At 36.1% G+C, this 26,194-nt stretch carries 26 protein-coding genes and 2 tRNA genes; 10 read left to right on the top strand and 18 right to left on the bottom strand.

Annotation, left to right across the window (positions count from 1 at the left end; genetic code table 11):
• Positions 1 to 21: 21 nt before the first annotated feature.
• Together rnpA and BW951_RS07325 are read left to right on the top strand one after the other, a co-directional pair.
• Positions 22 to 396: a ribonuclease P protein component gene (gene rnpA / locus BW951_RS07330; protein WP_076391353.1), complete on the top strand. Its 375-nt coding sequence runs from the start codon at positions 22 to 24 to the stop codon at positions 394 to 396.
• Positions 397 to 522: 126 nt separating this feature from the next.
• Positions 523 to 1,131: a DUF4126 domain-containing protein gene (locus BW951_RS07325; RefSeq protein WP_076391351.1), complete on the top strand. Its 609-nt coding sequence runs from the start codon at positions 523 to 525 to the stop codon at positions 1,129 to 1,131.
• 35 nt (positions 1,132 to 1,166) lie between these two features.
• Here the strand turns inward: BW951_RS07325 and BW951_RS07320 are convergent, their stop codons facing one another.
• The 16 genes from BW951_RS07320 to BW951_RS07245 all read right to left on the bottom strand — a co-directional run bounded on the left by BW951_RS07320 (position 1,167) and on the right by BW951_RS07245 (position 17,995).
• The gene (locus BW951_RS07320) at positions 1,167 to 1,358 is read right to left on the bottom strand and encodes a hypothetical protein (RefSeq protein ID WP_076391349.1); all 192 of its coding nucleotides are present in this window, start codon (positions 1,356 to 1,358) and stop codon (positions 1,167 to 1,169) included.
• Between the two features lie 15 nt (positions 1,359 to 1,373).
• Complete coding sequence (locus BW951_RS07315; protein WP_076391347.1) at positions 1,374 to 3,719, bottom strand: putative sodium/potassium/calcium exchanger; 2,346 nt, start codon at positions 3,717 to 3,719, stop codon at positions 1,374 to 1,376.
• A gap of 1 nt (position 3,720) precedes the next feature.
• Positions 3,721 to 4,272 carry an LptE family protein gene (locus BW951_RS07310; RefSeq protein ID WP_076391959.1) on the bottom strand — a complete coding sequence of 184 codons (552 nt, stop codon included), beginning with the start codon at positions 4,270 to 4,272 and terminating at the stop codon, positions 3,721 to 3,723.
• The gene (locus BW951_RS07305; RefSeq protein WP_076391345.1) at positions 4,262 to 4,951 is read right to left on the bottom strand and encodes a hypothetical protein; all 690 of its coding nucleotides are present in this window, start codon (positions 4,949 to 4,951) and stop codon (positions 4,262 to 4,264) included. Before BW951_RS07305 ends, BW951_RS07310 begins: the two co-directional genes overlap by 11 nt.
• Before the next feature lie 18 nt (positions 4,952 to 4,969).
• Positions 4,970 to 6,262 carry a sigma-54 interaction domain-containing protein gene (locus BW951_RS07300; RefSeq protein ID WP_076391343.1) on the bottom strand — a complete coding sequence of 431 codons (1,293 nt, stop codon included), beginning with the start codon at positions 6,260 to 6,262 and terminating at the stop codon, positions 4,970 to 4,972.
• Between the two features lie 89 nt (positions 6,263 to 6,351).
• Positions 6,352 to 6,783: a hypothetical protein gene (locus BW951_RS07295; protein ID WP_076391341.1), complete on the bottom strand. Its 432-nt coding sequence runs from the start codon at positions 6,781 to 6,783 to the stop codon at positions 6,352 to 6,354.
• Positions 6,767 to 7,822: a PDDEXK nuclease domain-containing protein gene (locus BW951_RS07290; protein WP_076391339.1), complete on the bottom strand. Its 1,056-nt coding sequence runs from the start codon at positions 7,820 to 7,822 to the stop codon at positions 6,767 to 6,769. The genes BW951_RS07295 and BW951_RS07290 overlap by 17 nt, the downstream gene beginning before the upstream one ends.
• Before the next feature lie 185 nt (positions 7,823 to 8,007).
• Positions 8,008 to 9,444, bottom strand: coding sequence for a tRNA (N6-isopentenyl adenosine(37)-C2)-methylthiotransferase MiaB (gene miaB, locus BW951_RS07285; RefSeq protein WP_076391337.1), 1,437 nt, complete (start codon positions 9,442 to 9,444; stop codon positions 8,008 to 8,010).
• Positions 9,445 to 9,572: 128 nt separating this feature from the next.
• Positions 9,573 to 10,304, bottom strand: coding sequence for an energy transducer TonB (locus tag BW951_RS07280; RefSeq protein WP_139326123.1), 732 nt, complete (start codon positions 10,302 to 10,304; stop codon positions 9,573 to 9,575).
• A complete protein-coding gene (locus BW951_RS07275) occupies positions 10,297 to 10,713 on the bottom strand; it encodes an energy transducer TonB (RefSeq protein ID WP_076391333.1) in 417 nt (138 codons plus the stop codon). The genes BW951_RS07280 and BW951_RS07275 overlap by 8 nt, the downstream gene beginning before the upstream one ends.
• 17 nt (positions 10,714 to 10,730) lie before the next feature.
• On the bottom strand, positions 10,731 to 11,219 hold the full coding sequence (locus BW951_RS07270) for a hypothetical protein (RefSeq protein WP_076391957.1): 489 nt from the start codon (positions 11,217 to 11,219) through the stop codon (positions 10,731 to 10,733).
• An 83-nt stretch (positions 11,220 to 11,302) separates the two neighbouring features.
• A complete protein-coding gene (locus BW951_RS07265) occupies positions 11,303 to 13,036 on the bottom strand; it encodes a thiamine pyrophosphate-dependent enzyme (protein WP_076391331.1) in 1,734 nt (577 codons plus the stop codon).
• 154 nt (positions 13,037 to 13,190) lie between these two features.
• On the bottom strand, positions 13,191 to 13,622 hold the full coding sequence (locus BW951_RS07260) for a hypothetical protein (protein ID WP_076391329.1): 432 nt from the start codon (positions 13,620 to 13,622) through the stop codon (positions 13,191 to 13,193).
• Positions 13,623 to 13,666: 44 nt separating this feature from the next.
• On the bottom strand, positions 13,667 to 14,866 hold the full coding sequence (gene lysA, locus BW951_RS07255; protein ID WP_175608795.1) for a diaminopimelate decarboxylase: 1,200 nt from the start codon (positions 14,864 to 14,866) through the stop codon (positions 13,667 to 13,669).
• 256 nt (positions 14,867 to 15,122) lie between these two features.
• The gene (locus BW951_RS07250) at positions 15,123 to 16,346 is read right to left on the bottom strand and encodes a 3'-5' exonuclease (RefSeq protein WP_076391325.1); all 1,224 of its coding nucleotides are present in this window, start codon (positions 16,344 to 16,346) and stop codon (positions 15,123 to 15,125) included.
• A 116-nt stretch (positions 16,347 to 16,462) separates the two neighbouring features.
• Positions 16,463 to 17,995, bottom strand: coding sequence for a helicase HerA-like domain-containing protein (locus BW951_RS07245; RefSeq protein WP_076391323.1), 1,533 nt, complete (start codon positions 17,993 to 17,995; stop codon positions 16,463 to 16,465).
• A gap of 271 nt (positions 17,996 to 18,266) precedes the next feature.
• On the opposite strand from BW951_RS07245, the gene BW951_RS07240 reads away from it, so the two are divergent.
• Together BW951_RS07240 and BW951_RS07235 are read left to right on the top strand one after the other, a co-directional pair.
• Positions 18,267 to 19,676: an MBL fold metallo-hydrolase gene (locus tag BW951_RS07240; protein ID WP_076391316.1), complete on the top strand. Its 1,410-nt coding sequence runs from the start codon at positions 18,267 to 18,269 to the stop codon at positions 19,674 to 19,676.
• A gap of 179 nt (positions 19,677 to 19,855) precedes the next feature.
• The gene (locus BW951_RS07235) at positions 19,856 to 20,155 is read left to right on the top strand and encodes a thioredoxin family protein (protein WP_076391314.1); all 300 of its coding nucleotides are present in this window, start codon (positions 19,856 to 19,858) and stop codon (positions 20,153 to 20,155) included.
• A 58-nt stretch (positions 20,156 to 20,213) separates the two neighbouring features.
• Here BW951_RS07235 and BW951_RS07230 read toward each other — a convergent pair whose 3' ends face one another.
• A complete protein-coding gene (locus tag BW951_RS07230; protein WP_076391312.1) occupies positions 20,214 to 20,966 on the bottom strand; it encodes a nitrilase-related carbon-nitrogen hydrolase in 753 nt (250 codons plus the stop codon).
• 266 nt (positions 20,967 to 21,232) lie between these two features.
• Between BW951_RS07230 and BW951_RS07225 the strand changes: the two genes are divergently transcribed.
• The 4 genes from BW951_RS07225 (at position 21,233) to BW951_RS07210 (ending at position 23,561) form a co-directional block, all read left to right on the top strand.
• Positions 21,233 to 21,673 carry a DUF6646 family protein gene (locus BW951_RS07225; RefSeq protein ID WP_076391310.1) on the top strand — a complete coding sequence of 147 codons (441 nt, stop codon included), beginning with the start codon at positions 21,233 to 21,235 and terminating at the stop codon, positions 21,671 to 21,673.
• Between the two features lie 104 nt (positions 21,674 to 21,777).
• Positions 21,778 to 23,127 carry an RIP metalloprotease RseP gene (rseP, locus tag BW951_RS07220; protein WP_076391308.1) on the top strand — a complete coding sequence of 450 codons (1,350 nt, stop codon included), beginning with the start codon at positions 21,778 to 21,780 and terminating at the stop codon, positions 23,125 to 23,127.
• Between the two features lie 79 nt (positions 23,128 to 23,206).
• Positions 23,207 to 23,280 (top strand) — tRNA-Asn (locus BW951_RS07215).
• Positions 23,281 to 23,487: 207 nt separating this feature from the next.
• Positions 23,488 to 23,561 (top strand) — tRNA-Asn (locus BW951_RS07210).
• A gap of 73 nt (positions 23,562 to 23,634) precedes the next feature.
• On the opposite strand, the gene BW951_RS07205 is transcribed toward BW951_RS07210, so the two are convergent.
• Positions 23,635 to 24,606 (bottom strand): helix-turn-helix domain-containing protein, encoded by a 972-nt coding sequence (locus BW951_RS07205; protein WP_076391306.1) that lies wholly within the window; start codon positions 24,604 to 24,606, stop codon positions 23,635 to 23,637.
• 534 nt (positions 24,607 to 25,140) lie between these two features.
• Between BW951_RS07205 and BW951_RS07200 the strand changes: the two genes are divergently transcribed.
• A complete protein-coding gene (locus tag BW951_RS07200; RefSeq protein WP_338076378.1) occupies positions 25,141 to 25,593 on the top strand; it encodes a transposase in 453 nt (150 codons plus the stop codon).
• Positions 25,594 to 25,805: 212 nt separating this feature from the next.
• Positions 25,806 to 26,132 (top strand): transposase, encoded by a 327-nt coding sequence (locus BW951_RS07190; RefSeq protein ID WP_076391302.1) that lies wholly within the window; start codon positions 25,806 to 25,808, stop codon positions 26,130 to 26,132.
• Positions 26,133 to 26,194: the final 62 nt, after the last annotated feature.

Genomic DNA, 26,194 nt, shown 5'->3' with positions numbered 1-26,194 from the left:
TCCTATCTTTACAGTCCGTAAATGACAAACTTCAGATATCCCAGAGCCGAAAAACTCAAGAAAAATACCGAGATCTCTTTACTTTTCGAAAAAGGTAAATGGAGAACGAATGGGAATCTGAGAATCATTATTCTTAAAAACAAACCGACAACACCTGTTGAAAGCACGAAATTTGCGGTTTCGGTTTCCAAAAAATATTTTAAAAAAGCGGTTCACAGAAACCGTATCAAAAGGCTTTTAAGAGAATGTTACCGTCTGAATAAAGATCTTTTTAAAGAGGCTTTCGGCGATAAAACAATGGCGATGATGTTTTGGGCATCTCCGGAAATGCCCGAAAAATTTCAGGATGTAGAGGCACAGTTTATTAAGCTTTGTCAGGCTCAGAAGAAGTCTTAATCTTTTCTATCGCTTATTTTTTCGTTTATTTTTTAAGTTGAATTTCATTCACAGTATTTTTATCAGAAAATTTCTCAGAATTTATTTTTTTGTACCTTCGGGAAAACAATCAATCTGAAAATTAACATGTTAGACAACGTTCCTTATTTACCCTATCTTCTGAGTGCGTTTATTGGTATCGGACTGGCTGCAGCAAGCGGATTCCGGGTATTTCTTCCGATGTTTGCCGTAAGTCTTGCTTCTTATATGCACTGGATTCCCATGAGCGAAAATTTTGAATGGCTTTCCGGACTTCCCACTTTAATCACAACAGGAATTGCAACCATTGTAGAAATTTTAGCCTATTACATTCCTTTTATAGACCATTTGCTGGACACGATTTCTGTTCCGATGGCGACGATTGCGGGTTCTGTTTTGTTTGCCAGTCAGTTTGCAGATCTGGGAACTTTTCCACAGTGGGCTTTAGCTTTAATTGCGGGAGGCGGAACCGCAGGCACCATCAGTTCTGGATTTGCGGGACTTCGGGCTGCATCTACGGTAACAACGGGAGGTTTGGGAAATTCCGTCGTCGGAACCGCAGAAACAGCCGGAGCGGGAATCATGGCTTTTTTAGCGATGGTCGCTCCAATTATTGCAGGAATCTGCGCTATTATAATCGTTATAGGTGTTATCGTGTTCGGACGAAGATTGTGGCGGAAATTCAGGAAAAATAAAGAACTTTCTCAACAGACATAAAAGCAAAAGAGCGGAAAAATTTTCCGCTCTTTTATTTATTTTATTTTCCTGTTATAATTTCCAAGAAGAATTCCTAAAGGACCTATGACGGGAAAAAGGATTAACGCCATATAAGGCAGAATTCCAGATTTTGTTCTCAAGAGAACAGCAATTGCCGCAATGTATAAGATGATGACCGCAACCGCACCAAAAAGGATATGAAAAGCGTTAATAGACAATAAGCTCATTGTTTCGTTTTTAGGTTATCCTTTGGTTCTGAAATCTTTAATTTCCTGAATTTTACCTTCGTAATATTTTTTCTTTTCAGGGGTTTTCTTGATCAGAATTTCAAATGCTTTTATGGCTTTGGTGTATAATTTCTGTTCAAAATAAAGATTTGCCAGTGTTTCTGTCATCAAATGCGAGATATCGTCTCCTTTTTCTTTCACGACAAAGGTACTTTCTTCTTTTAACTGACTGATTCTCGGATTGTTTTCGATAAAAGTCTCAATCACTTTTGTTTTCAGATCGGGTTTCTCCTCTTTAGGTTTTTCTTCCGTTCTGTCGATTTTCAGCCAGCTTTGCCATGTATTGATGAATCCCGGAACATTGCTGTCGAAGACATTCGGTTTGGTTGTTTTTGCAGGTTTTTCCACAGGAATTTCAACTGTTTTTTCTTCTTTGCTTTCCTGTTTGGGTTCTTCTGTCATTTTTTCTTTTTCTGGTTGAGGAATCGTCCATCCCGATCCGAAAAACGAAACGTTCATTACCGGAACTTCCTCTTTATTTTCTTCTGAATTCTCAGAAACATCTTCATCGGTATTTTGTTCAGTTGTTTCTTCTGAAATTTCAGACACGATGCTTTCTTCGTCGAAATCCGATTCAGTTTCGGCTTCTGCAACTTGCTCCTGCTCTGCAATCTCCGGCTGCTGAATTTCCACAGCTTCATCTGTTTTAAGCTCTTCAGTTTTAGGCTGAGGAACTTCGGGAGATTTACTGATCAGAGAATCCAGAAGATTGGAATCAAAAGACATTGGTTTCCACGCAGACTGAACTTCCGCTTCTTCTTCTTTTGCCGGAACTTCTTCTTTTTCTTCACTGACTTCGGCTTTTGGTTCCTCTGTCTGTTCAGAACTGTTTTCTGCTACTGGATTTTCCGTTCTAATTTCTTCCTGAGTTTCCGTTTCAACAGGTTTTACTTCAAAACTTTGGGTTTCGGCAAAACTGATGTCGTGACCGATATTTTCAGGCTCTTCTTCTTTTTTATATTCTTCCGCAGCCGCTTTTTCTTTCATCTTTTTCTCCACTTCCTCAATGAGACGGCGCATTTCGTCTTCATGTTTATTGAGGTTAAGCTGAGGAGCTTCCGTAATTTTTTCTTCTGTATTTGCCTGAATTTTCACTTCCGGAAGGAAAGATTCTGTTCCGTGGAAGCTTAGTTCAGCATCATTCTGAACAACCTTTTCTTCTTTCTCGGATGAAATTTCATCTTCATCAATAATGGTTTCAGGCGTAAATTCTGCGGACTCTTCTGAAGAAATTATTTCTGAATTTTCAGACTGGCTGCTTTCATTTTTTGGTTCTCCAACAGATTCATTTGCAGAGACCTGTACTTCCGGAAGGAAAGCTTCTGTTTCATGGAAGCTTAATTCTGACAGGTCTTCAACTTCTTCTTTTTCAGTTTCAGCATTTAGATTTTCCTCTTCAACAATGGTTTCAGGGGTGAATTCTGAAATTTCTTCCGCCGGTTTTAGCTCTTCGTTTTCAGCTTCATCTGAAATATGATCAGACTGCTCTTCTGTTGATTTATTTTCTTCTTCCTGAATCTGAATCTCGGATACAGTTTCCTCTTTAGAAGATTCCGACTCTGAGTTATCTGAAGTTTCCTCTTGTTCAGCTTCAGAATTTACGTTTTCTTCTTCAACTGTAGTTTCAGGAATGAATTCCTCATTTTCTTTTACAGCCGGAATATTTTCAGTCGGCTTTTCTTCCGAAGCAGACTCTTCTTTTTTCTCAGCTTTCTGGGTTACGATAGAACCGGATTCCAGTGTAGATTCGAGATCAATTGTTTCAAAAGTATCATCTTCAAGAAAATTTTCTTCTCCTTCGAACAGAATTCTGTTTCGCTCTCCATTGATGTAAAGATGCTTAATTTCTTCTCTCGGAGCCGGAAGAATACGGGGTTCTTCTTCGGGCTTAACGATTTCCGATACTGGTTCTTCAACAATTTCCGGTTGAGGTTCAATGATAGGATTTTCCTCTCTTTTAAGCGGAAAACCTCCCGCTTTTGCCTGATACAAAATCTTAAGCGGATTTTCTGAAGGAATATTTTTTTCCTTTACCTGTTCCTGTTTTATTTCAGGTTTTGGTTTCTGCTGAATTTTACCGTTAATCAGCTGATAAAGGATTTTTTTATCTGTGGTATAAGCGGCTGTTGTAGAAAGTACTTTCTGATAATTGTCTTTATCATACAAATGCACCCCATACAAATACAACGCTCTGATATTCTGAATATAGGGAAAAGAATTAATCTCTTCTTTCAGAAGATGGAGATCCTCTGACTGAATGTTTTTCGGGGTCTTTAATAATTCTAAAACTCTATGATTCATCTTACCAATTCGCTACAATATCGTTAAATATCTTGTTTATAATTCTGTCCGTTGCAATTTTCACCTGTGAAGATTCGATCTGAGACTGGGAAAGATTGCTGTTGAACACTGCCTCATCACTGTATGTTCGGTCGAAACTTAACTCCGGATGAAGTTTGTTCTCGTAATGAACTTTTACCGTGATGGTAAGTTTATTCTGGGATTCCTGTACCACTCCTCCTGTACTTTGGTTGGTAACCGTATTGGAACCAATAGTTGTGGGTGTAATGGAATAATCTGTAATCTCACCTTCTACCAGAATGTCCGGATTTTCCTTCGTCCCTTTCAAAGTGGTTCTCTGAAGGAATCTGTTCTGGATATCCGTAGAAAACTGCTGTGACAATGTAGGGTTTACCAAAGGAGCATTGTTGGGAAATTCATTGATCTGAATTGTTTTTTCATCTTTAAGAGATGATCCCGTAAAACTGTAACACGAGTTCAGCACTGATAAGCACAGTACTAAAAGCCAAAATTTCGGCTGTCCTATTTTAATATTTTTAATTTTAAAATTCATTTTTAATTCCAATTTCCTGAATTTCATCATAAGTAACCTGCTTCAATGCATCTTCATAGGCAAAATAGTGAGAAGCATAGGCAAATGGTATTGTAAAAATCAAGCCAATAAAACATGCTATAACTCCTAACTGAGATAAAAATCCTACCGCCAGTGAATATAAAAAGATGGACCAAAGGTTTCCTTTACTCATCACCGAAGAGATTTTCCATGCCTGTTTAATCTCTGTAACTCCTGCAAGGGAAATTAAAGCGGGCATATAAAAACCTTTCAGGGCTACGAATAAAATCCCAACATACACAAAGAACATATAAATGAAAAAAACAGCAGGAGCCCCGGTTGAAGGATCCTGTTCTCCCATTGCGACCATCATGATAATCATGGGAATATAAACGACCATTATTCCGGCGAATAAAATAAGCTGAATCATAAAGTAAGGCGTGAAATTATCAAAATTGAAAATATCTCCTGCGCTTACCTGTCTTCCGGCTCTTAAATCACGGCAATATTTATAAAAATTTCCCACTGCCAAAAGTCCGCAAAAAGGAATGATTGACATGATCATTGCGAGGAAGAAAGCGCCCAACAAATTTCCAAAATTTGCTTTGTAGAATTCGTATCCGTCGCTGATGTAATCTCCTAATTTGAAATTGACCGGTTTTGCATTAATTTTCACCATGATTTAATTTTTAGTTTATTATTCTTCTAAGTTATACTGTTTTATTTTTCTGTATAAAGTTCTTTGGGAAATTCCCAGTTCGTCTGCCGCTTTGTTTCTTCTTCCTTTATGTTTCTCCAATGCTTTGATAATCAGATCTTTTTCATTATTCTGAAGGGATAAAGATTCGGGTCTGTTTTCTTCAATTTCAATATCTTCAATATCTTCGTAGCTGTTGTCCGGCTCTGAAATAATTGTCGGATTCTGAACTACCGGATTATGATTATTATTGTTTTCAAAATACAGTAAAGAACCGGGAGCCACATTCTGCTGTGTTTCAGGAGTATAAATTCTGTTGATTAAATTTTTCTCGTGACTGCTCAAATCAGATGTTCCGCGATTTTTTATCAATTCCGAAGTTAAGGATTTTAAATCATTAATATCGTTTCTCATGTCAAATAGAATTTTGTACATGATTTCTCTTTCGCTTCCGAAATCGTTCTGCTTTGGCGTATTTGGTGTATTGACAACCATGGGAAGGTGTGATTCCATGGGAATATATTCCGCCAGTTTTTCAACGGCTACGTGTCTGTTCCTTTCTACGACCGTCATTTGCTCCACCAGGTTTCTCAACTGACGAATATTTCCGGGAAACGTATAATTTTCGATGTAATGTACCGCACTTGGCTCAAGTTCAAGTTCCGGCATTCTGTATTTTTCAGCAAAATCGATGGCAAATTTTCTGAAAAGCAAATGAATATCCCCTTTTCTTTCACGCAAAGGCGGCATATCGATCTGCACTGTATTGAGACGGTAATAAAGATCTTCCCGGAATCTTCCGTCCTGAATTGCCTTCATCATGTTCACATTTGTTGCAGCGACAATTCTTACATTGGTTTTCTGAACCTGTGAAGAACCTACTTTCATAAATTCGCCGCTTTCCAAGACACGAAGTAAACGAACCTGGGTCTGTAAAGGAAGCTCTCCCACCTCATCTAAAAAGATCGTTCCGCCATCGGCAACCTCAAAATATCCTTTTCTGGTTGCTGTAGCTCCTGTAAATGCTCCTTTTTCGTGTCCGAACAGTTCAGAATCAATCGTTCCTTCCGGAATTGCTCCACAGTTAACGACAATATAAGGCTGATGTTTCCTTTTGGATTCTGAATGGATAATTTTCGGAATAAATTCTTTCCCCACTCCACTTTCCCCGATAACAAGGACTGAAATGTCGGTTGGTGCGACCTGTATGGCTTTTTCCAAAGCACGGTTTAAAGCCGGAAAGTTTCCGATAATTCCGAAACGGTTTTTTATATTTTGAAGCTCGTTGCTCATAAGTAAATTTTTAGATTATTGATTTGAATATGATTTACATTAATTAATTGTAAATCTGCTGTTTAGTTTAAAAATAATTGAGTTTAAATTTAACTTACAACGTCCAAATAATCTTTATTTCTGACTTTTGAAACTCTGGTTTTAAAATATAAAATTTCAGCGAAGAGCGTTTCTCTGCTGTTCTTTTCAAAATTTTTCAGGAGCTGATCATGTTTTTCTTTATCATAAAAATCGGTTCCTGTTTTATCGTGATGAAAATTGTTCTTTTGTTTATGGAAGAAAATTTTACCGATAAGATCAATTGCAGGATGCTTTTGATTGATCGTTATATTCTGTACAGGATTTTCTTTTGTACAGGTTTCCTGTAAATCTTCACAACCCTGATTTAAAATCCGGTTATAAAGCTCATAAAGCTGTTTACAGTCTTCACTTTCGGCTGTTCCGTTGGAAATTTGAGCCGAAATATTGCTGCAGATTATTACCAACAATACACTTAGGCAATATTTATGAAATTTTTCCATTGTCTGAGTTTAAAATGTTAATAAAATCTTGTTTACTTGGCAATATGGTAAAATATTTACTTGCAAAAATCTGTTCGTTATCTTCCGGTAAAGTATATCTTACCAAAGCTTCACTTTTATCCTGACAAAGAATAATGACTATGGTTTTATTTTCACCTTCAAGGCGTTTTTCTCTATCGTAATAGTTGACGTACATCTGCATTTGCCCGATATCCTGATGTTTGAGTTCGCCGATTTTTAAATCAATTAAGACAAAACATCTCAAAACTCTGTTGTAAAACACCAAATCTATACGGAATTGCTTTTCATCAAAGGTTATTCTGTCCTGTCTTGCAACAAAGGTAAATCCGGTTCCTAATTCCAGAAGAAAATGTTCAAGTTTATCAATTAATTCAGATTCTAATTCTTTTTCAGAATAATGAGGCTTTTCAGACAACCCCAGAAATTCCAAAACATAAGGATCTTTGATGAGGTCTTTGGACTTTTCTATAATTTGTCCTTTTTCAGCAAGCTGAAGAATCTCTTCTTTATTTTTGCTTAAAGACAGTCTTGCATATAAAGCAGAATCATACTGTATCTGCAATTCTCTTAGGCTCCAGTTGTTTTTATAACTTTCAATTTCGTAGAACCTCCTTTCATTAATATCAGTGATTCTCATTAACTTCAAATAATGAGACCATGAAAGGTTGAATTTTATAGAATCTTGCCGGGCTGGTTTTTGATTTGTTATTACTCCCGATTCGTCAGACAGTGTTTGTCCTTTTGAATAGACAATATAAAATTGCCTAATTTGTTTAAGATTTGAAACAGAAAACCCCTTACCAAATCTTTCTGTAAGATGTAATGACAAATCTTTAAGAACAGCTTTTCCATATTCTGCTCTGTTTTCTCCATTCTGTTCATCTTCAACAATCATTCTTCCTATTTCATAATAGGTAAGAACGATGGTCTGATTTACAGCTACAGCAACTTTTTTTCTTGCATTATCGAGTAATGAAGAAATATTTTGTAAAAGTTGTGTATTTTGTAAATCTTTCATTTTGAAAGAGTATTCTCAATTTTATATTAAAACTTACTCACTATTGAGATGCACGCAGCCCGACTTGAATGGAGCTCTTTTTATTTTTCCAAAAAAATAAAAAAGCAGGAACGGAAGGCATACATGAGATAAAAGCGAAGGCTTTAATCGAAAGCTATGAACAAAGTTCTAAGCTGCCCAATAAATTACTTTACCGTTTCCCCTAAAAGTGTGCCCTGTGTATTGTCAAAAACAAAAACGTCCACAATGTCACCAATTTTCTGACCTTCCAGTTTATCGAAAACGCAAACTGCATTCTGGGAGTTTCTTCCTTTCCACTGGTTTTCGTTCTTTTTGGAAATTCCTTCAATTAAAATCTGGTGAACTCTTCCTACATAAGATTTCATTCTTTTTCTGGACAGTTCTCCCTGTAAGGCAATGACTTCTGCCAAACGTCTCTGTTTAACGTCTGCCGGAATATTGTCCTCCATCTTTTTGTGAGCGGGAGTTCCCGGTCTTTCTGAGTAAGCGAACATATAACCGTAGTCGTATTCCACTTCTCTCATTAAGCTTAATGTACCTTGGTGATCTTCTTCTGTTTCGTTGCAGAAACCGACGATCATATCCTGAGAAAAAGCAACTTCGGGAACGATTTCTTTTGCTTTTTTAATTAAATCTAAATATTCTTCGCGGGTGTGCTGTCTGTTCATGGCTTCCAGCATATTGTTGCTTCCGCTCTGAACCGGAAGGTGAACGTATTTACAGATGTTATCGTGTTTTGCCATCATTCTGAATACATCCAAACTCATATCCTGCGGATTGGAAGTAGAGAAACGGATTCTCACTTCAGGAACGGCTTTTGCAACCAGATCAAGCAACTGGGCAAAATTCACGGCTGTAGCTTTCTGCATTTCTGATGCTTTGGCGAAATCTTTTTTAGGACCGCCTCCATACCAAAGGTAAGAATCTACGTTTTGTCCTAATAAGGTAATTTCTTTATACCCGCTTTCCCAAAGACTTTTACATTCATCCAGAATAGAATGCGGATCACGGCTTCTTTCTCTTCCTCTTGTGAAAGGAACAACGCAGAACGTACACATATTATCGCAGCCTCTTGTAATCGTTACAAAAGCCGTAACCCCATTTCCGCCTAAACGAACAGGATTGATATCTGCATATGTTTCTTCTTTGGAAAGGATTACGTTGATGGCATCTCTTCCGTCTTCAGTTTCTTTTAAAAGGTTAGGCAAGTCTCTGTATGCATCGGGACCAACCACAAGATCCACCAACTGTTCTTCTTCTAAGAATTTGGTTTTCAGTCTTTCTGCCATGCAGCCCAAAACTCCAACCGTCATGTTCGGTTTTTCTTTTTTCAGGTTTTTGAACTGTGAAAGACGCATTCTTACCGTTTGTTCTGCTTTTTCACGGATAGAACAGGTGTTTAAAAGAATTAAATCTGCTTCTTCCGCTTTTAAAGTGGTATTATACCCCTGCTCATTAAGTATGGATGCAACAATCTCAGAGTCAGAGAAATTCATCTGACAACCGTAGCTCTCCAAGAATAATTTCTTTGAGTTTTCTGCTTTTTCCGCAATGGCAAAAGCTTCTCCCTGTTTTGTTTCGTCTATATATTTTTCCTGCACGATAATCGAATTTGAGGTTTAAAATTTAACGTCTAAGGTTCTACACATACCGGTTTGAACTCAAAACATTAAATTCTGAACTTATTGAATTTGCAAAGATACAAAATATTGTGACAGAATGTCAGGAGTTAATCATTTCTGAATCTTATTTTAATTACATTTCTTGAAGAAATATTTTGTCCTCTGAATTTTGCAGGGGTCCACTTGTCCTTCATTCTTTTAGTAATTGTATTTATATCTTTCACAAACTGTTCAGATGAGGGAGATTTGGGAAAAATATCAAAATCCGATGCTCTACCGTTTTCATTTACCGTAAAAGATAATTCAAAAACCCCCTCCGGCTTGTACAAATCTGCAAGATATTCCCCGATTAAATAAGCAAGTTCCTTTCTGAAAGCATCAGTCCCTCCTTCATAGGATGCCTTTTCTGTCTGTTCTTTTGCATTATAATCTTTTTTGTAATTATCTCCAACCAAATCATTAGGAAAAAACGGAAATTCATAAAGTGTACCATCCGAAAGCGTTACGTTTTTACTGGGAATCCAATCGTGAAGCTCACCGAGTGTTTTTATCACATAATCATATGCACACGGAGATTTTTGCATAAACTCTTTTGTTCGCTTGTCTTGTATAAGTCCCGGTTTTCCTGTGCGATCTATTCTTAGTTTGACATAAAAATACTCGTTTTTAGGACATTTCTGAAGATTTTTTCTTGTCATTACATCGTGGATATCCTGATACATCTTTTCAGCCCCCCCTTTGTAAGCTTCTTCACCTACGGAATAGTAAGCATTACTGATTTGCGCACAGACAGATGAAAAACACAATAAAATAATAAATGGAAATAATTTTCTAATCATGATCATAAGTATTCGTACTGAAATTCACCTTCATAACAAATTTTGAATCGACCGGAACGCCGTTTTTCTTTGCGGGAGTCCATTTTCCTTTTACTTTTTTCGCCGCATATTTCATATCGTCGATAAACATTTCATTGTTTTTGAATTTCGGAAGAACATCGATCTGGCTGATTTTTCCTCTGGAATCAATATTAAACACAAAGGTAACTTTTCCCTGAATGGCATACAGAGCCATATCGATATAGGCATGAACCATATTCATGAATTCTTTCTGAAATGCCTGATCGCCTCCCGGAAATTCTGCTTTCTGATAATTTTCCGCTGTCTGCTGAACCTGAGTTGTATTTTCCTGAGAAAAGCCTTTACCGCCAATAAGCAATAAAGGTAAAATTAAAAGATATTTTTTCATGGTTATTAAAAGTTGTCTTATACATCTGTTGCAATGGAAGACAGATTCATTTTTATTTTGACCTGAGATGTTACAGGCTGTCCGTTGCAGCTTGCAGGAATCCAGTTTTTCTTGATTCTTCTTACGACATATTTCATATCATCAAAAAACACCTGACTGTTTGAAACTTTCGGGCTTCCTTCGATATTGGTGACTTTTCCGTTTTGGTCTACGGTAAGGGTAAATGTGAAATCACCATTCAGCACATAGAAATCTGTATTCAGGTAATCGTACATATATTTTCTCAGCATTTCTTTGTAAGCGGGAATTCCGCCTTCGAAACTTGCCGCCTTAAAATCGTTACAGTTTTTTACGGCTACCTGCAACAGGGGCTCTTTTATATCTATTTTGAGAATATTTTTATTGTTCTCAGTCATAAAATTATCGTCTCTTTCTTCTACATCATTAAATTGGGCAAAAGCAAAATTTGATGCAAAAAACGTAAGAAGTATCAGTATCGTTCTCATAGGATTTTTCATTAAAATTAAATTTACTTAAACAAAGATAATACTTAAACCAATGAGAGAAAAGCATTATCTGATGATGGATATTACAATAGATCTTTAATGTGTTTGTAATTGCTTTTCACAGTGTCGAGCGCTTCTTCCATTTTTCCACCCAACATGAGTTGAGCCATGGATTTTGTCATTCCTAAAACCTGCGCGGCTTCAATTTTCGGCGGTAAAGCCAGTGCATTCGGATTGGTAAAAATATTTAAAAGATAAGGACCGTTATAATTAAGACATTCTTTAATGGCAGCTTCCACATCTTCAGGTTTATTTACATTTTTTCCGGGATATCCCATTGCTTGGGCAATCATTGCAAAATCCGGATTAACCATATCCGTTTCATTGTCCGGCATTCCTCCGACTTCCATTTCCAGTTTTACCATTCCTAAAGACCGGTTATTGAACACAATAATTTTCACTGGTAGTTTATACTGAAAAATCGTTGCCATATCTCCCAAAAGCATGGATAAACCTCCGTCGCCGCATAAAGCTACAACCTGCCTTTCAGGATACGCTAAAGACGCTCCAATTGCCATCGGCATCGCATTCGCCATCGAACCGTGATTAAAAGAACCGAGCATTTTCCGTTCTCCGGTTCCTGTGATGTATCTCGCACCCCAAACACAGCACATTCCTGTATCTACCGTAAAAATGGCATCTTTCTTTGTCAGTTTATCCAAAGTATGGGTAACAAATTCCGGCTGAATGGCGTTTTCGGTTCCCGGATCTTTCACGTAGGTTAGCTGATTTTCTTTAACCTTTTCATAAAACTCAAGCTGCTGTTTAAGGAAATTACTGTCTGTTTTTTCTTTCAATAATGGTAAAAGTGCTTTGATGGTTTCTTTTACATCGCCCGTTAATCCCAGTTCCAGTTTTGCTCTTCTTCCCAATCGTTCAGGGGCTTCATCAATTTGTACAATTTTATTTTTGACGGGCATAAATTTCTCGTAAGGAAAATCTGTCCCCAGAAGAATCAGAAGATCGGCTTCGTGCATGGCATGATAAGCTGAAGGAAGTCCCAGAAGTCCGGTTAATCCGACTTCATTGGGATTATTGGGTTGAATAGACATTTTTCCGCGGAAAGAATATCCCACCGGAGCTTTTAAATATTTTGAAAGTTCCACAACTTCCGGATTGGCATTTTCCGCGCCGATTCCGCAATAGATCGTTACTTTTTTACTGTCGTTGATTAAATCTGCGAGTTCTTTTAATTCTTCATCTGAAGGACGAATAACAGGATTTGTTCTGAAAATTTTATTGGAAGTCACCGCTTCTTCCGCATCCAGTTCCGAAACGTCTCCCGGAAGACCGATTACGGCAACGCCTTTTTTGGAAATTGCATGCTGAATAGCCGTCTGTACCGTTCGCTGAACCTGTTCCGGTCTTGTAATCATTTGGTTGTAATGACTGCAATCGTCGAATAACTTAATGGTGTTGGTCTCCTGAAAATAATCCATCCCCATTTCTTCACTTGGAATCGTGGAAGCAATAACCAACATCGGAACATGAGAACGGTGCGCTTCATAAACCCCATTGATTAAATGAACGTGTCCCGGTCCGCAGCTTCCCGCGCAAACCGCAAAACCATCCAGTTCCGCTTCCGCAGCTGCTGCATAAGCTCCGGCTTCTTCGTGCCTTACGTGAATCCATTCGATGCTGCTTTTTTTAACGGCTATATTTAAATGGTTTAAACTGTCGCCTGTAACGGCATAAATTCTTTTCACATTGGCGTTTTCGAGCATTTCTACAATTTGCTCTGCAATATTTTTAGCCATATTTTGATGTTTTAGTGTTGATGTTTCAGAAATATTTTGGAATGGACTGATAATGTAGAGATGTAAAGATTATGCCAAGAGTGTAAAATAAATATTAAAAAACAATAAAAAAAGCTCCGCATTTTGCGGAGCTTCCATATATCTTCGAGCCGGATTATTTTGTATTCTGATTCGCAAAAGAATCTCTTCCCTGAAACGCCAGTCTGCCGTCTGAAGGTTTCAAATCTCTTCCGAAACTTAATCCAACGGAAACATTTTTTGGTTGATTTACTGCAAAATGCTTTTTCATTCTGCCCAAATCTCTCTTCACTTCTCTTTCAAATCCTTTATCATAAAGCTCAGGTAAAAGTTTAACATCGGTAATATCTCCCTTTTCATTTACTTTAAAATTCAATGTAAAATCACCGTTTACCTGAAATGCATTTGCTGTATATCTCAAATTATTGGTGAGGTCATATTCAAATTTTTCCTGTCCGCCTTTGTAAACATTATCTACCTGCTTTTTAACCGAAGAAACATTTACATAAGTCTGGGAAAATGAAAAGGCAAAAACCGTTACTGCCAAAACTGAAAATATTTTTTTCATAAATTATTACTATTGTTCTATAAAGTTAAGGCATTTTTCCCGATCTACAATACCTCGATCTGATTTTTCAAAAGATCTTCAAACTCATCTCTTTTTCTGATGAGATGTGCTTTTCCGTCTAAAAACAGAACTTCGGCAGGTTTTAATCTTGAATTAAAGTTGGAACTCATCTCAAAACCGTAAGCTCCCGCATTGTGGAACGCCAGAATATCGCCTTCTCTTACTTCATTAAGCTTTCTGTCCCATGCAAAAGTATCCGTTTCGCAGATGTTTCCTACCACGGTATAAATTCTTTCCGCTCCTTTCGGGTTCGATAAGTTTTCAATCACATGATACGAATCGTAGAACATCGGACGGATCAGATGATTGAATCCTGAATTCACCCCGACAAAAACAGTTGCCGTTGTTTGTTTAATCACGTTGGCTTTCACCAGTAAATATCCGCTTTTTCCGACAAGGAATTTACCCGGTTCAAACCATAATTCGAATTTTTTTCCGGTTGATTTTGAAAATTCGGAGATTACTTTTTCCACTTTTTTTCCTAATGTTTTTACATCGGTTTCTTCTTCGGTGTCCTGATAAGGAATTTTAAATCCGCTTCCCATATCCAGATATTTCAGATTCGGGAAATGTTCGGATAATTCCAGCATGATCTCCAAAGCCTGAAGGAAAACATCCGGATCTTTGATCTCGCTTCCGGTGTGCATATGAAGACCTTCCACATTAAGGTTGGTAGATTTCATCACTCTTTCGATATGACGAACCTGATGGATGGAAATCCCGAATTTACTGTCGATATGTCCTGTAGAAATTTTATAGTTTCCGCCGGCAAAAATATGCGGGTTGATTCTTACCAAAATCGGGTAAGAGTTTCCGTATTTGTTCCCGAACTGCTCCAGAATAGAAATATTATCGATATTGATGTGCACCCCGAAAGTCATCGCTTCTTCAATCTCGGCAAGATCTACACAATTGGGCGTAAAAAGTATTTTTTCTTTCGTAAAGCCTGCTTTTAAACCTAGTTTTACTTCATTGATGGATACACAATCTAATGAAGCTCCCAGATTTTTCACATACTTCAGGATGTTGATATTGGTAAGCGCTTTTGCTGCGTAGAAAAACTTTGTGTGTTTTAGGAAAGAAGAGGTAAGTTTCTCGTATTGTGTTTTAATGGATTCGGCATCGTAAACATACACCGGGGTGCCAAACTCATTGGCAATCTTTAATAATTCTTTTGAATTCATAATTTCTTTTTAGCATAAAAAAGGCAGATTCTTCGAATAAAGAGTCTGCCATTCATAATTATTTTTTATGCAATACAACTCTTTTATACATTCCAAACCTTAGAGAACTTTACAGTTCCCTTTTTACCGGTTTTATGTTGTTTAAAATTTAGCATTGCTTTCTTTAAATTTTTTACAAAAATACTAATTCTTTTTTATTTTTAAAAACCTGATTTTAAAATGGTTTCTTATTAATCAGATAAATTTCATTTCTCTTCTATTTCGGCAAAGGCAGGGTTTCAAAATCTCCTCTCAGCAAAGCTAACTGCAGCTCATTAACGAGGTCTGCAGATTGTGAAAGCAGATCGATCTTTAATTTATTAAGCTTGCCTAAAGTCTGAATCTGCGTAAAAAGTTCGTAGAAACCGTAAGAAACCACTTTTCCGTTTTCGACAATCAAAAATAGTTTTTCGCCTAACTTTCTGCCTTGTCCTAACCAGAGTTCATTTCGTTTTCTGAATTCGATTTTCTTTTTAAAAACCTCTATATCATTATATTCTTCGAACTTTGCGATGAACTGAACGGCTTTCGAGCCTTGCGTAAAAGACCTGAATTTCAAAATCGGTTTTTCCAGTTTATTCAGCTTATTTTTTTCCACCACATATTTTCCGTTTCTACAATACAGACCGAAAGGAAGGATTTCTCTTTTTTTAATTCCTTTTGAATTCAGAATCAGCTTGGCAATGATATCCGTTCCGGTAAGTTCGTAATTGATCTGTTCAACGTCTTTCTGAATGGTTTCCCACTTTTTAGATTTGGAATTGAAAACTTTTTTCGAAAATTTGTTAACATCCTGAACATGATCGGAAAAAATTATTTTTCCTGCTTCATTCTGAAAATACACAAAGCCTTTCTCGTTGGGAAGATCCTGCGTTAATTCCTTGATTTTGTTGATGTAGGTTTTCGCATTGGTTTCATCATGCTGCTTCTGAATGATTTCGTTTTCTGTGTCTTTTGAAATCAGAAGTTTGAATAATTCCAGCGTTGCTCTTGCATCGCCTTCTGCTCTGTGATGATTGGTTAGAGGAATTCCTAAAGATTTCACCAATTTTCCGAGAGAATAACTTACCTCATCTGGAATCAGTTTTTTAGCTAAAGGAATTGTATCTAAAGTATTGATTTTAAACTCATAACCCAACCTCTGAAACGATTGACGAAGCATTCTGTAATCAAAATCTATGTTATGACCTACTAAAGTTGTATTTGCCGTAATTTCAACAATTCTTCGGGCTATTTCATGGAATTTCGGTGCAGTTTTAACCATTTTCGGGGTAATATTGGTTAATTTCTGCACAAAAGGGGTAATATCACTTTCGGGGTTTACCAATGAAATAAACTGGTCCACAATTTTCTGACCGTCATATCTGTAAACCGCAATATCGATAATGCATTCTTTCCTGTAACCTGCACCATTACTTTCTATGTCTATTATTGAATACATTTAAATTTTTTACAACTTCTTTTAGATTAACGATTCATTTCCTTTACATCTGGAAACATAACTTATGCCAATACATCAATAGGAATAAGGCAATTCTGCTAAAATAATAAAAATATTTATCTTCGTCTTCCTCCCAGACCAAGCATTCCCAAGATTGCTTTTGCTCCTTCACGCATCAGTGTGCTGGTAAAGGTTCTTCCCGCCCTGCTCTGTAAAACCTGCTCGAAAATTCCGGGTTCTTCTTTTACAGGCTTTGTCTTCTGGTTAGAACTCTGCGATGCTTCCTGTGCAGCCTGTTCCATTCTGTCCACTAAAATTTCATATGCAGATTCGTTATCCACTACTTTGTCATATTTGGCAACCAAAGCTGATCTTTTTGTTAAATCTGAAATTTCATCGTCATTCAGAACGTCCATTCTGGATTCTGGTGAAATTAAATAGGTATGAACCAGCGGTGTCGGAATTCCTTTTTCATCCAGAGCGGTAACGAAAGCTTCCCCAATTCCCAGATTCTGGATCAGCGTTGGAGCATCATAAAATTCTGTAGTCGGATAATTTTCTACTGCTTTGGAGATTTCTTTTTTATCTTTAGCGGTAAACCCTCGTAATGCGTGCTGAATTTTCAGACCGAGCTGAGAAAGCACCGATTCGGGAACATCACCCGGAATTTGCGTGATAAAATAAATTCCGACTCCTTTTGAACGGATCAGTTTTACCATGGTTTCAATCTGTGAGACCAAAGCTTTTGAAGATTCATCAAAAATTAAATGCGCTTCATCGATAAACAAAACCAATTTCGGTTTTCCGCTGTCGCCTTCCTCCGGAAAGGTCATGTAAATTTCCGCAAAGAGAGAAAGCATAAATGTTGAAAACAACTGCGGCTTACTTTGAATGTCTGCAACTCTCAGAATGTTAACCACTCCTTTTCCGTCTCTTGTTTCCAGTAAATCGTGAACGTCAAAACTCAGTTCTCCAAAGAAACCGGAAGCTCCCTGCTGTTCCAATGCGACGATGGATCTTAAAATTGCGCCCAGAGAAGCAGAAGCTATCGAACCGTAATTGGAAGAAAGTTCGGCTTTTCCCTGTGGATTTTCTGTGACGTACTGAAGGACTTTTTTCAGGTCATTCAGATCAATTAAAGGAAGACCTTTATCATCACAATATTTAAATACAATCGACATGATGCTTTGCTGAGTATCATTCAACTGTAAGATTTTGCTTAATAAAACCGGACCGAATTCTGTAACGGTAGCTCTCAGCTTCACGCCTCTTTCGCCGGAAATGGTCATTAATTCTACCGGAAAAGCCTGCGGATTGTACGGAAGTTTCGTTTTGGCATATCTTTCCTGAATGGCAGGATTTTCAGTTCCCGCTTCTGCGATCCCCGAAAAGTCTCCTTTAATATCCAAAACCAGAGAAGGAATTCCCTGATGCGAAAGCTGCTCTGCGAAAACCTGCAGTGTTTTTGTTTTTCCGGTTCCGGTTGCTCCGGCAATTAATCCGTGGCGGTTAATGGTTTTTAACGGAATGGTAACATTAACTTCCGGAACGACTTCGCCATCCAGCATTCCTTTTCCTAATATAATATGATCTCCTTTGGGAGTGTATCTCGCATTTAATTCTTCAATGAATTGTGTTTTGTCTGCCATTTGCTCTTTTTTAACCTATAAATATAAAGTTTTTTGTAAAATCTGACCATGAAGAACCGTTAAATTAATTTTGGTTCTGAAATATTTCATATAATCAAAAAATCAGACGAATCTTTCAGAATTATTTAGATGAAGAATCGTAAATTAGAACAAATAAAAACTTTATAGATTTATTCTATCAGTATCCATTTTTTATTTTGGTGGTATTTAAAAAAATAAATCCGATTTTTGTATTTCAAATATAAAACATTAAAACGGTTACAATCACATAATGAAAGTCGAACAAATATACACGGGATGTCTGGCTCAGGGTGCGTACTACATCGTATCTGAGAATGAAGCAGCGATTATCGATCCGCTAAGGGAAGTAAAACCTTATCTGGATCGGTTGGAAAAAGACGGTGTAACTTTAAAATATATTTTTGAAACGCATTTCCATGCAGACTTTGTCTCGGGACATTTGGATTTAAGCAAAAAAACAGGAGCGCCTATTGTTTACGGACCTACCGCTCAGCCTGAGTTTGAAGCCATTATTGCAGAAGACAGCCAGGTTTTTGAAATCGGAAAAGTAAAAATAAAAGCTCTTCACACTCCCGGTCACACGATGGAAAGCACCACTTACCTTCTGATCGACGAAAAAGGAGTTGAAACAGCCATTTTTACAGGAGATACTTTATTTTTAGGAGACGTGGGAAGACCGGATCTTGCCCAGAAAGCGGGAAGTATTACTCAGGAAGACCTTGCAGGAATTTTATATGACAGTCTTCACACGAAAATTATGCCTTTGGATGACAGCATCACGGTTTATCCCGCTCATGGAGCGGGTTCTGCGTGTGGAAAAAATATGCAGAAGGAAACAGTTGATATTCTGGGAAATCAAAAAAGAACAAATTATGCTTTAAATCAGCCAGATAAAGAATCTTTTATCCGTGAAGTTTTAGACGGTTTAACGGCTCCACCGAAATATTTCGGGATGAATGTTGCCATGAACAAAGGCGGTTATGAAAGTCTTGATGCGGTAATGGATAAAGGTTTAACGGCAGTTTCCGTTGAAGACTTTGAAGCATTTGCAGAAGAAACAGGCGCGTTAATTTTAGATACAAGAAGTCCGGGAGAGTTTTATAAAGGATTTGTTCCGAATTCTGTAAATATCGGATTAAAAGGAGATTTTGCACCATGGGTGGGAACTCTGATTGTGGATGTAAAGCATCCTTTACTGCTTATTGTAGATGAAGGCATGGAAGAAGAAGCCATCACAAGACTGAGCCGCGTTGGATTCGACAATGTTCTTGGCTATCTTAAAGGAGGTTTTGAAGCTTGGAAGAACAGCGGAAAAGAAACAGATGAGGTAAAAAGAATTTCTTCTGCAGAATTTGCAGAACTTTATAATGAAAACTCAAAAGTAATTGACGTTCGCAAGATCTCGGAATATTCTGCGGAACATATCGATAATGCCTACAACAAACCTTTGGACGTAATCAGCGACTGGGTTCACACGATTGATGATTCTGAGCATTTTTTCCTTCATTGTGCAGGAGGCTACAGAAGCATGATTGCAGCAAGCATTCTTAACTCTAACGGAATCAGAAACTTTACTGAAATAGAAGGAGGTTTCGGCGCAATTAAGAAAACGGAAAAATTCCCGACTTCAGATTTCGTATGTCAGTCGAAAACAATGTAATATTAAGATTTTTAGAATTTTGCATTAAATATAAATGTCACAGCGCTTTAGTTTATTGACTGAAAAGCATTTAACAGCACAAAGTTTTCGGTAACCTCCGTTTTTTTAAGTGATTTTAAATGGTAAGCTTTTCGGGATCTTTAAACTAAAGTGTTTCTTTTAAAATAAAACCAACAACTATGTCTCAAGCATTTCAGGAAATTATTGATTCGGAAAGACCTGTTCTCATTGACTTTTTTGCAACGTGGTGTCAACCTTGCAAAGTACAGTCGTCTGTTTTAAATACCGTAAAAGAAAATATAGGAACTTCGGCAAGAATCATTAAGGTAGATGTGGATCAGTATCCTGCTCTTGCCAATCAGTATGGCGTTCGTGGTGTTCCGACATTAGCTATTTTCAAACAGGGAGAGATGCTGTGGAAAGAAAGCGGTGTGCATGATGTAAATACATTGACTCAGCTTCTAAAGCAGTATGCATAGAAATAAAGATTAAGGCTAAGATTGAGAAAATTTTAGCCTTAATTTTGATATATTTCCTTTAAAATTCAATTGAAAATGAATCGCGGTCATTTAAAAACTGAAAATGGCTTCGGAAATCTTTCAGTTCTTCTAAATTTAATTCTGCCGTTACAAGATTTCCGCTCTTTTGTGAAATTTCTGTTCCGTCTGCAAAAAAACAGTGTGAGCTTTCCTGATAAAACAGGTTATTTCCATCGGTCCCGATTCTGTTTAATCCAAAAACAAAGGACAGATTTTCAATAGCTCTCGCTTTTAACAGATGTTCCCATGCTCCCACTCTTTTTTCGGGCCAGTTTGCCACATACAAAACCGCATCATAATCATCATTATTTCTTGCAAAAATCGGAAAACGAAGATCATAGCAAACCTGCAAAAGAATTCTGAATCCCAGATAATTTACAATCACCCTTTCTTTTCCGGGAGTGTACACCTTATCCTCACCCGAAAAAGAAAAAAGGTGTCTTTTATCATAAAAATCAATCTGAGAATCGGGCTTCACAAAATACATTCTGTTGTAGAACTTTCCGTTTTCTTCAACCGGAGCGCTTCCGCAAAACGCTGCATTTTTTTCCTTCGCCATCTTTTTTAAAAACTCCAGCGATTCCAGATTTCTGTCGGAAACTTCGGAAGCATCCATACAAAAGCCTGTGGAAAACATTTCAGGTAAAAGAAAGAGATCCGCGTCCTGATTCTGTAATTCCTTTTCAATAATGTTAAAGTTTTCTGCTTTGTTTTTCCAGATGATATCTAAATTAAGTCCCGTAATCTTCATAAACTTTGTTAAAAAACTTCCCTAAAAATACGATTTTTCAATGATTTCGGTTTTATTTTTGTTGCGGATATTTAATCAATAGAAATTGGCCTTATTTTTTGGTTAATTGCAAAGAATTTTATCGCCGATAAGATTTATAATGAATTATCATTGAATAGTCTATGCTTTTCATGCGTCTTAAAGTGTCATGATAGTCAAAATTTAACGTTCTTGCGATAAACCAACAAAAAGTAAATCATATTAGTAATCAGTAAAAAGTAAAATTTATGAAGAAGTTGTTTTTTATGTTTGTTCTCATGCTTGCGGGAACATTTGTCAATGCTCAGGCGTGGACAGGAAAAGGAGATCAGAAAATCAATGCCGGACTGAGCGCATGGGGTTACGGAACAGGAATTACAGGAACCTATGATTACGGATTGAATAAATTAATTTCTGTAGGAGCCGGATTGAATATTTATTTTGATAATTACAAAGACAATGACGATAAAAACCGTGCTTTTGTGTTTGGAAGAATCAATTTTCATCTGAAAGACGCTTTACAGCTTCCTGAAAAACTTGATATTTATCCGGGTGCAGATGTGGGAGTTGTGGGCAGTAATTTCGGGTTGGGAGCTCACATCGGAGCGAGGTACTTTTTTACTGAAAGAATCGGCGTTTTTGCAGAAGTCGGCAACAATGGCAGTCTCGGAGTTTCGATTAATTTATAATAAATCATTACATTATATGACAAAGCTTCTCGTTTCGGGGAGCTTTTTTATTTGGCATAGTTTTGATAATTGTTACCTTTGCAAATTAAACATAAAAAGCATTAATGGAAATAGCAATCAAACTGTTTCAATTTATATTGAGCATTTCTATCCTGGTTATCCTACACGAACTTGGGCATTTCTTACCCGCCAAATACTTTAAAACCAAAGTTGAAAAATTCTATCTGTTCTTCGATCCGTGGTTTTCTTTAGCCAAGAAAAAAATTGGCGAAACGGAATACGGAATCGGATGGCTTCCTTTCGGAGGATATGTAAAAATTGCCGGAATGGTGGATGAAAGCATGGATACCGAACAGTTGAAGCAGCCTGCACAACCATGGGAATTCCGTGCAAAACCGGCTTGGCAAAGACTTATTATCATGTTGGGCGGTGTTACGGTTAACTTTTTCTTAGCCTGGTTAATTTACTCGTGCCTTTCGCTTTTTAATGGTGAAACATACACAGATCTTACCAAATTCAACAACGGAATCGGGGTTACGGAAGCCGGAAAAAAGATGGGTTTCCAGAATGGTGATAAGATCATTAATATCGACGGAAAACCTGCTGAAAGATTAGAAAATGCTTCTATTAATATTCTTTTGGGAGATAATGTAACGGTACTGAGAAACGGGAAAGAAGTAACCTTCCCTGTTAATAAGGATGGGGTTGCAGAAGTTTTAAAACAAAAAGAAGGCAAACTTTATATTACGCCGAGATTTCCAATGATTATCGATACTCTGGCAACTCCTGCTTCTCAGGCTTCAGGGCTGAAAAAAGGGGATCAAATTGTTGCCATCAATGGAAAACAGACGCCTTATTTTGATGAAGTAAGTTCTTCTTTATCTGAAAATAAAGGAAAAACAGTAAACATAGAAGTTGTAAGAAACGGAAAACCTGAAACAATTGCTGCGTCTGTTGATAAAAACGGGAAATTAGGTGTTGGTGTAGATCAGAAAGCATTAGCGAACGTTATTACGGATAAAAAATATTCTTTCGGAGAATCTATTCCCAGAGGTTTTGAAAGATCTATTGAGTCTTTAACCATGCAGGTGAAGCAGTTTAAAATTATGTTTAATTCTAAGATTCAGGGATACAAAAATGTAGGAGGCCCGATTGCGATTGTAAAAAACATGCCGGTAGACAGAAATGCCAATGGCGAAATTTCGATCAACTGGGCTGCATTTTGGGGCTTTACCGCAATGTTCTCGGTTTGGCTTGCATTCCTAAACCTGATCCCTATTCCGGGATTGGATGGAGGACACGTTCTTTTCACGCTTTATGAGATGATCGTTGGTAAACCTGTTCCTCAGAAAGTTTTGGAAAACGCACAGATGATCGGTGTTATCTTCCTGTTAGGCTTGATGTTACTGATCTTCGGAAGCGACATTTTCAAGATCTTTGCCGGAAAACTATAATATTTTTACAAAATTTTAAAAAATATTTGCAGGGTATAAATATTCGTCCTATATTTGCACCACTTAAAACAAAGGACATTCCTCCTTAGCTCAGTTGGTTAGAGCATCTGACTGTTAATCAGAGGGTCGCTGGTTCGAGCCCAGCAGGAGGAGCAGAAAGACTTACAGAAATGTAGGTCTTTTTTTATGTGGTCTCATCAAATATTTTTTTGCAATTATCATTAAATTTAATTATCTGATAAATAGTCAAATAGCTTCAAAACACCCATTATCAAAGGAAAAATTTAGATATTTTTAAAATAAAAATTTGTTTGATATTAATATTCCTGTTATATTTGCACCAATAAAACAATAGGAAATTCCTCCTTAGCTCAGTTGGTTAGAGCATCTGACTGTTAATCAGAGGGTCGCTGGTTCGAGCCCAGCAGGAGGAGCAGAAAGACTTACAGAAATGTAGGTCTTTTTTTATGTATTTATAAATTTAAAACCATGTAAGGTCTAAAAATTTTAACATTCAACCCCTTTGGTAAACTTATCAATATATTCAGAGGGAGTAATTCCTTCAATATTTTTAAATACACGGTTAAATGTAGACTGGCTGCCAAATCCAGCTTCTGAATAGATATACATAATAGTAACCTTTCTTAAATCCGTTTTTGCGATAAGTTTTTTTACAAAATCTATCCTGTGAAAATTTAGGTAATGATTGAAATTTGCAAAGCCCTTATGTCGAATAGCTTTAGAAAGATAGCCATTATTAATTTTCATAACAGAAGAGAGATCCGTAAGATTGAAATTGGGGTCTTTAAAATAATTATTCATATGGATCGTTTGCTCAATTTTTGCGAACAATTCTTCATAACGTTCAATTGCTTTTTCACTTACTACTTCAGAAACAATAATATCTTCTTTAACTCTGGCAACATCTACCATCGAACGTAAATCTCTGATTTTATCTTTATAATAGAGTGCCAATGCAATCGTAAGCATATTAAAAATAATAACAATAAGATTTATAACATCTGTTATTAATTCTCTTTTATTGTGAACAATTTCTATGTTTGAGGTATGCACTATAATAAAAAGTATTATGATAATAAAAAATGCATAAATAGTGTATGCAACCACCTCCTTTCTTCCAAAAAACACAAAAGCCCCCAAAGGCAGTATAATGATCCACAGGAAATTAACCATAGTTATATCCCAATATTTTAAAATTAAACAAGAAGCGTAAAGAGGTGAAAGCATAAAATAGCAATGAACAATTTTATCAATTGAAAACCTCCATCTGATTATGTTCCAAGTACAGATTAAAAACAAACACCCTACAGAAATATAGTAAGCTAAGAATTTATCTTTTATAAAAAAAATAAAGATTAAAGAAAAAATAAAGAGAATATTAGATAAAAAAAGAATATAATTGGAAATAAGTTCCTTTTTTATCTTGTATATTTTTGACTGAATTTCTTTTTCGTTCATCAAAACAGAGATTGATATAATTTACAATTAAGACCCATCTTTTTTAAATAAGAATTAAAAAAAAGATTAATAAATTATCAAATAAAGATACAAATAAATAACATATTCATTACATTTTTTATTTTTTAACTAAAAAATACACAAATTACAATATCATTTTAAAATAATTTCGTATAGTATCTGAATATTAAAAATTAGATATCAATAATGAATATTTTATAAACAATCTGCTTCTTGACAAGAATCAAGTTCTAATCTTGCTATAGAAAAACAAAATATTGCAATAAGAACAGAAAAATGATATTGAAGATATTTTGAAGACAAACTTTTCGGAAGACTCATTATTGAAAATATTACAGAGGTATGACAAATAACGAATACATCTATAAAATATTCCATTATCGGATTTTAACTATAATCAAATCTGTTTTGATTGATTATTGCTAATATATTTGCTTCACATAATTAAATAAACTAGTTAATATTTAGAATCACTAGTTTTTACATAATGCTTGAGAATAATACTATTTTGCGATGAATATTGACTTTAAAGATATACATATCGGCTCTTTAATTAAAATGAGAGCAGACGATATAAAAATCGAAATGATGCGCTTATGCAAATTCTTTCAATGTACAGAAAAAGAAATAAAAGAAACGTATGAAAGAAAAAGTGTTGAAAGCGAGATTTTATTAAGATGGTGCAAAGTGTTGGATTACGATTTCTTTCGAGTTTACACACAGCATCTTATTTTATTTTCACCACAAGTTCATCTTCACAAATCCAGAGACATAAAAAAAGAAAGCCTGGTTCCTCAATTCAGAAAGAATGTTTATACAAAAGAACTAATAGACTTTATCTTGGAACTTCTGGTTAATAATGAAAAAACAAAAAAACAGATTATCGAAGAATACAGAATTCCTAAAGCTACTTTGCACAAGTGGGTTAGTAAATATAATGTTACGGATAGGATAGATAAAGTATAGTAATAATCATTATAAGATGAAATATTCCGATTACCAACATCTTTTAGGTAAAAACAAAATACAGTTAATAAATGATTTTGGACAGGAATTCAATTATTATCCTGACAACATTTGGACATACATTATTAAAACCGGTTGGATGGGATCAAAATCTGTATTGATTCTTTTTTTCAAAGATGATGTCGTTTCTACAATTAAAATAAAAACATTTTATGGAAAAATTAAAACCTGATTATAAAAAAATTTACTTAGATATTATAGAAAAAAAATTCCCCAATAAGAAAAGCGACTGCTCCTATTTCTTCAGGAAAAAAATTATCTCCGCATTAGATGTTATTCAGCTTAACCAAAAGATTTTTAATTCTAACAATTCGTTAGAAGTAAATGAAAATCAACTTCACAAATCATACGACATAGAAACTGTGTTTGAAATTTTAAATTATCAGAAAAAAAATAAGTTGAATAATACTCAGCTTGCTCATCATTTTAATCTAAGCCGTAATACCATTACGAAATGGAAAAAAACTTTTTTTATATAAGGAACTAATCCTTTACACAAAATAAGCTATTCTATCAAATGAAATTACTCTAAACAGAAATT

The organism is Chryseobacterium gambrini (assembly GCF_900156825.1).
Classification (GTDB): Bacteria; Bacteroidota; Bacteroidia; order Flavobacteriales; family Weeksellaceae; genus Chryseobacterium; species Chryseobacterium gambrini.
This window is presented reverse-complemented; position numbering and strand designations above follow the sequence as displayed.

Coding starts and splice junctions, on each gene's coding strand:
- rnpA (WP_076391353.1), top strand. CDS start 22: ATGACAAACTTCAGATATCCCAGAGCCGAAAAACTCAAGAAAAATACC.
- BW951_RS07325 (WP_076391351.1), top strand. CDS start 523: ATGTTAGACAACGTTCCTTATTTACCCTATCTTCTGAGTGCGTTTATT.
- BW951_RS07320 (WP_076391349.1), bottom strand. CDS start 1,358: ATGAGCTTATTGTCTATTAACGCTTTTCATATCCTTTTTGGTGCGGTT.
- BW951_RS07315 (WP_076391347.1), bottom strand. CDS start 3,719: ATGAATCATAGAGTTTTAGAATTATTAAAGACCCCGAAAAACATTCAG.
- BW951_RS07310 (WP_076391959.1), bottom strand. CDS start 4,272: ATGAATTTTAAAATTAAAAATATTAAAATAGGACAGCCGAAATTTTGG.
- BW951_RS07305 (WP_076391345.1), bottom strand. CDS start 4,951: ATGGTGAAAATTAATGCAAAACCGGTCAATTTCAAATTAGGAGATTAC.
- BW951_RS07300 (WP_076391343.1), bottom strand. CDS start 6,262: ATGAGCAACGAGCTTCAAAATATAAAAAACCGTTTCGGAATTATCGGA.
- BW951_RS07295 (WP_076391341.1), bottom strand. CDS start 6,783: ATGGAAAAATTTCATAAATATTGCCTAAGTGTATTGTTGGTAATAATC.
- BW951_RS07290 (WP_076391339.1), bottom strand. CDS start 7,822: ATGAAAGATTTACAAAATACACAACTTTTACAAAATATTTCTTCATTA.
- BW951_RS07280 (WP_139326123.1), bottom strand. CDS start 10,304: ATGATTAGAAAATTATTTCCATTTATTATTTTATTGTGTTTTTCATCT.
- BW951_RS07275 (WP_076391333.1), bottom strand. CDS start 10,713: ATGAAAAAATATCTTTTAATTTTACCTTTATTGCTTATTGGCGGTAAA.
- BW951_RS07270 (WP_076391957.1), bottom strand. CDS start 11,219: ATGAGAACGATACTGATACTTCTTACGTTTTTTGCATCAAATTTTGCT.
- BW951_RS07265 (WP_076391331.1), bottom strand. CDS start 13,036: ATGGCTAAAAATATTGCAGAGCAAATTGTAGAAATGCTCGAAAACGCC.
- BW951_RS07260 (WP_076391329.1), bottom strand. CDS start 13,622: ATGAAAAAAATATTTTCAGTTTTGGCAGTAACGGTTTTTGCCTTTTCA.
- lysA (WP_175608795.1), bottom strand. CDS start 14,866: ATGAATTCAAAAGAATTATTAAAGATTGCCAATGAGTTTGGCACCCCG.
- BW951_RS07250 (WP_076391325.1), bottom strand. CDS start 16,346: ATGTATTCAATAATAGACATAGAAAGTAATGGTGCAGGTTACAGGAAA.
- BW951_RS07245 (WP_076391323.1), bottom strand. CDS start 17,995: ATGGCAGACAAAACACAATTCATTGAAGAATTAAATGCGAGATACACT.
- BW951_RS07240 (WP_076391316.1), top strand. CDS start 18,267: ATGAAAGTCGAACAAATATACACGGGATGTCTGGCTCAGGGTGCGTAC.
- BW951_RS07235 (WP_076391314.1), top strand. CDS start 19,856: ATGTCTCAAGCATTTCAGGAAATTATTGATTCGGAAAGACCTGTTCTC.
- BW951_RS07230 (WP_076391312.1), bottom strand. CDS start 20,966: ATGAAGATTACGGGACTTAATTTAGATATCATCTGGAAAAACAAAGCA.
- BW951_RS07225 (WP_076391310.1), top strand. CDS start 21,233: ATGAAGAAGTTGTTTTTTATGTTTGTTCTCATGCTTGCGGGAACATTT.
- rseP (WP_076391308.1), top strand. CDS start 21,778: ATGGAAATAGCAATCAAACTGTTTCAATTTATATTGAGCATTTCTATC.
- BW951_RS07205 (WP_076391306.1), bottom strand. CDS start 24,606: ATGAACGAAAAAGAAATTCAGTCAAAAATATACAAGATAAAAAAGGAA.
- BW951_RS07200 (WP_338076378.1), top strand. CDS start 25,141: ATGAATATTGACTTTAAAGATATACATATCGGCTCTTTAATTAAAATG.
- BW951_RS07190 (WP_076391302.1), top strand. CDS start 25,806: ATGGAAAAATTAAAACCTGATTATAAAAAAATTTACTTAGATATTATA.